The sequence below is a fragment of the Clostridium sp. DMHC 10 genome (assembly GCF_001270375.1).
Classification (GTDB): domain Bacteria; phylum Bacillota; class Clostridia; order Clostridiales; family Clostridiaceae; genus Clostridium_S; species Clostridium_S guangxiense.
Window position 1 is genome coordinate 1 of the sequence record NZ_LGVB01000008.1, and the last position, 7,856, is coordinate 7,856.

Sequence of the window (7,856 nt, forward strand, 5' to 3'; positions counted from 1 at the left end):
CAATTATAGGCTTTTATTATTATACAGTTTTTATTCATAATGTATTTTTATTTAAAATTCTTCATATACTTTTGGATCTTGAGCATTTTGTTCTTCCATAGAAGCTGTAACTCCTAATATAAAGGTGCAAAATTCTGGATTAGTATTGAAAAACTCAAGATGTCCATTGATTGCATCTGTTTATTTCCTTTAATTAAAAGATGAAAAAAATGCTCAGACAATTGAAATATCTAAGCATTTTACAATTTTTCAACCAAGATTTATTAGGACTTTTTTAAATCGTTCCTTCAGCATTGTTACTTCGCTCCCACGGTAGTTCAAGGAAAAAATTAAGTTTGAAAGTTTTTCATAGTGAAGCGGAGAAAAACTAACCTTAACTTGTCACTTGTCCTTTGTCACTGTTTTTCAGTTCACAATTTGAATACTTTGTAAAACTATAAGTCTCCTAGTGTCGCTACCATAACTGCTTTTATAGTGTGAAGTCTATTTTCTGCTTCGTCAAATACCATTGAATATTCACTTTCAAATACTTCATCTGTAACTTCAAAAGGTTCAATTTCAAATTTATCATAAACCTCTTGTGCATCTTTGGTATTTAAATCATGGAATGATGGCAAACAATGTGTAAACTTCACATTTGGATTCTTAGTCTTCTTTATGAGTTCCATATTTATTTGGTAAGGTTTTAAAATACTGAGTCTCTCTTTCCATATGTCATCATCTTCCCCCATGGATACCCATATATCATTATATAAAACATCTGCATTTAATACAGCTTCATCTACATTATCAGTTATTGTTATGTTTGCACCTGTTTCTTTCGCAATATCCATACACTTTTCAACAAGGTCTTTGGCCGGATAAAGCTTTTTGGGCGCTGTAATTACAAAGTTCATACCCATTTTTGCAGCACCAATCATAAGTGCATTTGCAACATTGTTTCTTCCGTCACCGCAATATACTAATTTCACTTCATTTAATGGTTTATTAACGTTCTCCTTTATTGTAAGAAAATTTGCAAGAGTTTGAGTTGGATGATCAGTATCCGTTAATCCGTTCCACACAGGTACTCCAGAATACTTTGCTAGAATTTCAACATTTTCTTGCTCAAATCCTCTATACTCTATCCCATCGAACATTCTTCCGAGAACTCTTGCACTATCTTTTATAGATTCTTTTTTTCCTATAGGACTTCCTACTGAACCTATATAAACAGGATGTGCTCCCTGATCATAAGCAGAAATTTCAAATGAGCATCTTGTTCTAGTAGAATCTTTCTCAAATATAAGTGCTACGCTTTTGCCTTTTAAATATTGTTTTTCACAACCATTATACTTATCTTCCTTTAGTTTTTTAGCAAGCTTTAAAAGATAATCTATTTCTTCCGGACTATAATCTAAAAGTGTTAAAAAACTTTTATTTTTCAGACTAACCATAGAAAAACCCCCTATTTATTTTACTACTATGTTATAATTATTCATCTATATGAATAATTATAACACTATATGCATAAAAATTCAATAGTATTCAATAAAAAAGACACATGTTTTCATGTGCCTCCTTATAAATATACCATTATACTACTTTGCGCCAATAGTGTTTATTACCCCTGAAAGATTATTTATACTATTAGTTAAATTTTCAAGCTTGCTTTCAATTCTAACAAGAAGATATATTGATACAGCTATTGGAAATCCAACATTGCCTATTAATCCAACAAGATTATCCATATTAACACTTCCCTTCAATAGGGAAAATATGCTTAAATTAGGCTATGTTCTAAAAACTGTTGATAAAAATTTATATCATTAATATCAATATTCTTCTAAATAAAGCCTAAAATATTACTCACCATATTCATCAATAATTTTTTCAGCTATATTTTTTATAACACTAGCTTGTGCCACAAGATTCATTACAATTAAAAATACTAGGATTCTTTCTTCATCCTTTGAGTCAAGATTAAATTTTTTTATAATTTCCATTAGCTTAGTATTATTTAAATGCTGATCCTTAAGCATAGTCTCAAAATAACTGTTTTGAACATCAGAAAATACTTCATAGGCTTGTTCCCATGATATTATATCGTCACTTCTATCATTTATATCGTTAAACGCAAGGCTAAAAACCTTCTTAATTTCATCAGTTGTAAGGACTGGTCTCATATAGCTTAAAAGCAATAATTGTGCAATATGGTCTTTAGTGTAACCTTTCTTCTTTCCATCCTGAGGCTTAGATATAACACAGCCCTTTATATAATTTTGCACTATATTTTTGGTGTATTTTTCATTTTCAAACTTATCATTTAAAAAATCAATGACTTGAGATAAAAATAAATCAAGTTTAGGTAGTTCATCATAGCTTATAGTACTATTTTTTGATATTTGTTCAGCTAATTTCTTCATAGTATCCATATAAGATTTATTGGCCATCCTATTTCGCCTCCTTTATTACAATTCTCATAATTACATTATAAGTTATACATAACCTTATTACAAGTTATTTTTACCCATAATTATAGAAAGTCAAAGAAAAAATGAGCTATATTAAGATTATATCATAGTTTTTAGGACAAGCAGTTTCCCTTATTGCTAAATGAGTTTATATTTATATTGTAATATAGTATTAAATATCATATAATAAATACATACTTTGAAATTACAGATAATAATTTAATAATGTATGTAATGTATATTGCTTTTTCTCTATTAACATATAAACACATCCTTCTCTTATCTATATTTTAATGTGTTCGGTCTTTCGTGTCTACAATATTATACTAGCACCACCTTCACAGTAGTACAAGGAAAAAATTCCTCCGTACCTACGGAATTTTAGGCATTAATCTTTGTAATTAATTAAATTTTTATACAATATATTGCCATTAATTTCTATTGATTAACCATGTTTACAGTAAATTTTTCGTAGGGAAACGGAGAAAAAGTTACCTTGTATTTCCTGGTTAGCGAAGTAACAGTATTGAAGAGATGATTTAAATGAAAGCTAATAAATCTTAGGTGATGATTGTTAAAAGGCTTAGAAATTTCAATCTGTTTGAGCCACAGGCGAGTAAACATACACGAGGTTTGGGCTAATATATATATGCGTAATACAAGTTAAAGAAGGATAATGGGATTACATCCCAAACTCCGTATATGATCGTTATCCTTCTAGAGCCTAAAGCAAGCACTCTCTTAAAATTTTTATAGCTTTAATTTAACATCTCAAGATATTGTTACTTCGCAATATTTATATAATCCGGCAGTCCTGTACTTTACAATTAATATATTAGGAGGTGTGCTTAATGAGAATAGTTATAGTTAAGGATTATGATGAGATGAGTAGTAAAGCTGCAAGGAGTTTATCAAGTCAAGTTACTTTAAAACCAGATAGTGTTTTAGGGCTCGCGACTGGCAGCACCCCTATAGGGACATATAAAGAATTAATTAACTTATATAATAAAAGGGAAATTGACTTTAAAAGCATTAAGACTTTTAATTTAGACGAATATTACGGAATAGATAAAAATAATGAGCAAAGTTATCATTATTTTATGATGAATAATTTATTTAAACACATAAATGTACCTCTAGAAAATGTGAATATTGCTAATGGAAATGCAAAGAATATAGAGGAGGAATGTGTTAGATACGAAAGTGCAATTAAAAAAGAGGGAGGAATAGATATCCAAATTCTTGGAATAGGAGCCAATGGTCATATCGGTTTTAATGAGCCAAATGTAAACTTTGAAACTAGAACTCATCTTGTTACACTAGATGAGAGGACAATAGAGGCAAATTCGAGGTTTTTTAAAGGTAAAGATAGTGTACCTAAAAAAGCAATAAGTATGGGAATAAAAACTATCATGGATTCAAGAAGAATTTTGCTTATAGCAAGTGGAGAGGAAAAAGCTGAAGCAGTGGAAAAAACTATTAAAGGAAAAGTAGATCCGAAGGTACCGGCTTCAATTCTTCAGCTTCATAAAGATGTTACATTTATTATTGATAAGGCAGCGGCAAGTAGACTTTAGATTATGAGTGATTAGGCATGTGGAATACTAAAAAGATTTACAATTATTCATAGTAGATTTAATATATATACAGTGAAATTAATATATGAATTGGTTTCACTATGACAGTTTACTTATAATTTATATAGTGAAACTAGCTAACTACAAACTATATATGCACCATAATGCCTTGAAAATTGGTATTTTGGTACATATATAGTTTAAGTTTCGCAGTAGTTTCACTATAGATAAACCGTTTCAACTATTGAAATTCATGTGCACCATAATGACCAGAAGACGGCATTTTGGTACAAATAAATTTCAAGTCTCAGGGTGGTTTATCTTTATTAATTGACTTAATTTAAACTCGATAAATAGGAGTGTATTAAAATATGATTGGAATAATTGCAATATCTCACGGTCCATATGCAAAGTCACTGATAGAATCAGTAGAAATGGTTTATGGAAAGCAGGAAAAAGTTAAGGCTATTTGTCTTGGACAAGATGAAAGCTTAGAAAGCTTGCAAATTAAAATAAATGATGCGGTTAAATCTTTAGGTTTAGAAAAAATACTTATCATTGTAGATTTATTAGGAGGTACACCTTACAATGCGACCTCAATGCAGCTAAATGATCCCAATATAAATGTTATCACAGGCTTAAATATGCCTATGCTTTTACACGTTTTACCGCATATAAATGAAAGTTTAGAGGAAGTTTCTAAAATAGCTATAGAAAGTGGTAAAAACGGTATTGTAAATGTAAGTGAGAAATTTAGATCCTTGAATGAAGCTAAAGGCAAAATTTAAGGAATAGGGAGAGGATAAGTTTGCTAAAAATAGTAAGACTAGATGATAGATTAGTGCACGGACTTATTATAAATAATTGGTGTACTATTGAGAATATAACTGAAATAATGGTAGTTGATAAAGAAGCAGCTAATAATGAAATGAGGAAAACTGTCATTGAAATGTCTACACCTGAAAATATAAAGGTGCTATTTTGCGATGCTGATAGTGCACTTGAAATTTATGAAGAAGAAGCTGAATATGAGGATTTAATGATGATTTTTGGAAATCCTTTTGAATTACTTCAATTTATAGATAAAGGTGGCGTATTAAAAAGTGTGAATATAGGAGGAATGTCTTTCAAAAAAGGAAGTAGGCGATTAAGTACTTCAGTCTATGCAGATGAAATGGAAATTGATGCCCTAAAAAAGATAACAGACAAGAATATCTTGCTTGAAATAAGAATATTACCTACGGATCTAAGTACAAATTTACTAAAGTATATTTAGTCAGAGGAGAGGGTGTAATGTCTACCTTACAAGCGATTCTTTTATTTATATTTTCCTCTATTTCTGGCATCGATTCTTCATGCGAAGAGTTTCAAACGCATAGACCATTAATCGCAGGTACATTAACAGGAATTGCTCTTGGAAATTTAAAGGTAGGGGTTATGGCTGGTGCCTCTATGGAATTTATTGCCTTAGGATGGATGACCATAGGTGCTGCAGTACCTCCAGATCCAGCTCTTGCAGGAATAACTATTGCAATACTTGAAATACTAGGAAAACAAAATGCAGGAGTGGCAATAAGCATAGCAATTCCATTAGCAGTAGCAGGCCAGTTTTTACAGATAATTGAGAAGGGTACCATTGATATTGCTCTAATGCATTTTGCGGAAATAGGAGTAGAAAAGGGAAAATTCTCAAGAGTCACAACAGCACATCTTTTAGCAGCAATTCCAAGTGCTTTAAGAGTAGCTATTCCAGCCTTAATTATAGGATATTTTGCAGACGCATCTTTGGTACAGCAGCTTTTAAATGCAATTCCAAAACAAATTACTTTAGGTTTACAAATTTCATCGGGATTTTTAGTTATTGTTGGATATGCCATGATTTTAAATCTCTTAAATGTCAAAGAATTGCTTCCATTCTTTTTTATAGGTTTCATAATAATAACTTTTTCAGATGTAACTATATTTGCATTAACACTAATAGCAATAAGTTTTGCTGTAATTTACTATCATATAACCTCTTTAATTCTAAAAGAAGATAAGAGAAGAATAAAAAAAACCGAAATTTCAAACCAAATTAGTGAAAACAGTATTAAAGTATCCAAAAAGGATTTAATAAAGGTATTTTTAAGAACTCAAGTTTTTCAAATATCTTGGAATTATGAAAGGCTTCAAAACTTGTGTTATTGTTTTTGCATTATGCCTGTATTAAAAAAATTATATAAAAAAGAAGAGGAGCTTAAACCTGCAGTAATGGCTAATATGGAATATTACAATTCGCATCCATTTTTTGTTTCTATTATATTGGGTGTGAATATTGCAATGGAAGAGGTAAGAGCTAGAGGGGAAAAGTTAGATGAAAGAGACATAGCACAGGTTAAGATTGCTTTAATGGGACCACTTGCCGGTATTGGTGATCCTATATTTTGGGGTACCATAAGACCAATTTTAGCAGCAATTGGGGCTGGAATATCAATTAAAGGAGATGTGTCTGGAGCTATAATATTTTTTTTGTCAATAAATGTAATTAGATTATTTATAAGATATAATTTTTTGATGTTTTCCTATAAAAAGGTGTAAACACTATAACAAATATAAAGAGTTTTATGCCGAGGCTTAAAAATATAATGACTGTATTAGCCTATACAATTATAGGTGGACTTGTGGCTAAGCTTACTAAGATTAATATTATAGTTACAATGTATAGTTATTTAAAGGATGGAAAATTCATAAAGGTTACGGCTCAGCAGCAGTTAGATGCTATAATGCCTAATCTTGTGCCTTTAATTATGACTTTTATAATATGTTGGCTTCTAAAGAAAAAGGTTTCTCCATTAGTCTGCATGCTTATACTTATGATACTTGGAATAGCAGGATATAGTTTCGGTATGTTAGGGTAATAAAAATAATTATTAGGGGGAATTAATTTGAAAAAAGGTATTGAAGTTGTTGAAGCAGAAAATTACAAAAAACTTAGTGAGATAAGTGCAGAAGCTATGCTTGAGTGCTTAAAAGAGAAGCCAGATGCGTTATTTTGCATAGCATCTGGGGGATCTCCTACTCTTGCTTACAAGCTTTTTGTAGAAAAAGCTCATAAAAAAAATGTTGATGTTACAAAATTAAGAATAATAAAACTAGATGATTGGTTTGGAGTAAGAGGAGAGGACCCTTGTACCAGTGAAGCTTATGTAAGAAAGAATTTTTTAGAACCGCTAAATATTCCTGCTGAGAACTATATAGGCTTTAATAGCGGCGCAGAAGATGGAGAAAAAGAGTGCCAAAGAATTAATGAATTTCTAAAAGAATATGGTCCTATTGATTTATGCATACTTGGTCTGGGTAAAAATGGACATCTTGGTTTAAATGAACCAGGGGGATATCTTGAACCTTTTTCTCACATAGTAAAGCTAGATAAGAAAACAAAAACTCACGATATGTTAAAGGCTACTAAGGCATCAATAAATTATGGGATTACTATTGGTCTTTCTCAAATTATGGCTTCTGAAAAGATTTTATTTATAGTAGCAGGAGATGAAAAAACTGAAGCTTTTAATGGATTCTTAGAAAAGAAGGTAAGATGCAGTTTACCAGCTTCGATTTTATGGCTTCATCCAAATACTTTATGTGTTTTTGAAAGTAGATGCAAGTAGTGGTAGACATTATAAGATGTATGAAAGATTAAAAATATTATTACTAAGAACTTAAAGTGTTTGTTTCAATAAAATATATTTATGCTTCAAAAAATTAAAAAATAATCTGTACTGTTTATAAAGGTAATACAGTAAATTATCTTTGCAGCGGTACAGGCTATTTCTTTTTTTTGTCGCTG

Annotated in this window: 8 protein-coding genes and 1 pseudogene; 5 read left to right on the forward strand and 4 right to left on the reverse strand. The window is 30.5% G+C overall.

Translation table 11 applies throughout. The annotated features are described in order from the left end of the window. Nucleotides 1-51: 51 nt before the first annotated feature. The 4 genes from AGR56_RS23150 to AGR56_RS00795 form a co-directional block, all read right to left on the reverse strand. Nucleotides 52-171: a PTS system mannose/fructose/sorbose family transporter subunit IID gene (locus tag AGR56_RS23150; RefSeq protein ID WP_084756821.1), complete on the reverse strand. Its 120-nt coding sequence runs from the start codon at nucleotides 169-171 to the stop codon at nucleotides 52-54. Nucleotides 172-434: 263 nt separating this feature from the next. Beyond that, on the reverse strand, nucleotides 435-1,436 hold the full coding sequence (argF, locus tag AGR56_RS00790; protein ID WP_053240753.1) for an ornithine carbamoyltransferase: 1,002 nt from the start codon (nucleotides 1,434-1,436) through the stop codon (nucleotides 435-437). Between the two features lie 144 nt (nucleotides 1,437-1,580). After that, entirely contained in the window at nucleotides 1,581-1,730 is a 150-nt protein-coding gene (locus AGR56_RS19245) for a YvrJ family protein (RefSeq protein WP_084756819.1), read from the reverse strand. Between the two features lie 114 nt (nucleotides 1,731-1,844). Next, on the reverse strand, nucleotides 1,845-2,432 hold the full coding sequence (locus tag AGR56_RS00795; RefSeq protein WP_053240754.1) for a DUF1836 domain-containing protein: 588 nt from the start codon (nucleotides 2,430-2,432) through the stop codon (nucleotides 1,845-1,847). An 872-nt stretch (nucleotides 2,433-3,304) separates the two neighbouring features. Between AGR56_RS00795 and nagB the strand changes: the two genes are divergently transcribed. From nagB to AGR56_RS00825, 5 genes and pseudogenes are all read left to right on the forward strand, one after another. Further along, entirely contained in the window at nucleotides 3,305-4,030 is a 726-nt protein-coding gene (gene nagB / locus AGR56_RS00800; protein WP_053240755.1) for a glucosamine-6-phosphate deaminase, read from the forward strand. Nucleotides 4,031-4,401: 371 nt separating this feature from the next. After that, a complete protein-coding gene (locus AGR56_RS00805; RefSeq protein ID WP_053240756.1) occupies nucleotides 4,402-4,818 on the forward strand; it encodes a PTS sugar transporter subunit IIA in 417 nt (138 codons plus the stop codon). A 20-nt stretch (nucleotides 4,819-4,838) separates the two neighbouring features. Continuing rightward, entirely contained in the window at nucleotides 4,839-5,306 is a 468-nt protein-coding gene (locus tag AGR56_RS00810) for a PTS sugar transporter subunit IIB (RefSeq protein ID WP_053240757.1), read from the forward strand. 17 nt (nucleotides 5,307-5,323) lie between these two features. Beyond that, nucleotides 5,324-6,927, forward strand: a pseudogene (locus tag AGR56_RS00815) (PTS system mannose/fructose/sorbose family transporter subunit IID). A gap of 27 nt (nucleotides 6,928-6,954) precedes the next feature. Beyond that, on the forward strand, nucleotides 6,955-7,677 hold the full coding sequence (locus tag AGR56_RS00825; protein WP_053240760.1) for a galactosamine-6-phosphate isomerase: 723 nt from the start codon (nucleotides 6,955-6,957) through the stop codon (nucleotides 7,675-7,677). Nucleotides 7,678-7,856: the final 179 nt, after the last annotated feature.

What these genes read in the sequence shown, in the direction of transcription:
- argF (WP_053240753.1), bottom strand. Translation starts at nt 1,436, where the DNA reads ATGGTTAGTCTGAAAAATAAAAGTTTTTTAACACTTTTAGATTATAGT.
- AGR56_RS19245 (WP_084756819.1), bottom strand. Translation starts at nt 1,730, where the DNA reads ATGGATAATCTTGTTGGATTAATAGGCAATGTTGGATTTCCAATAGCT.
- AGR56_RS00795 (WP_053240754.1), bottom strand. Translation starts at nt 2,432, where the DNA reads ATGGCCAATAAATCTTATATGGATACTATGAAGAAATTAGCTGAACAA.
- nagB (WP_053240755.1), top strand. Translation starts at nt 3,305, where the DNA reads ATGAGAATAGTTATAGTTAAGGATTATGATGAGATGAGTAGTAAAGCT.
- AGR56_RS00805 (WP_053240756.1), top strand. Translation starts at nt 4,402, where the DNA reads ATGATTGGAATAATTGCAATATCTCACGGTCCATATGCAAAGTCACTG.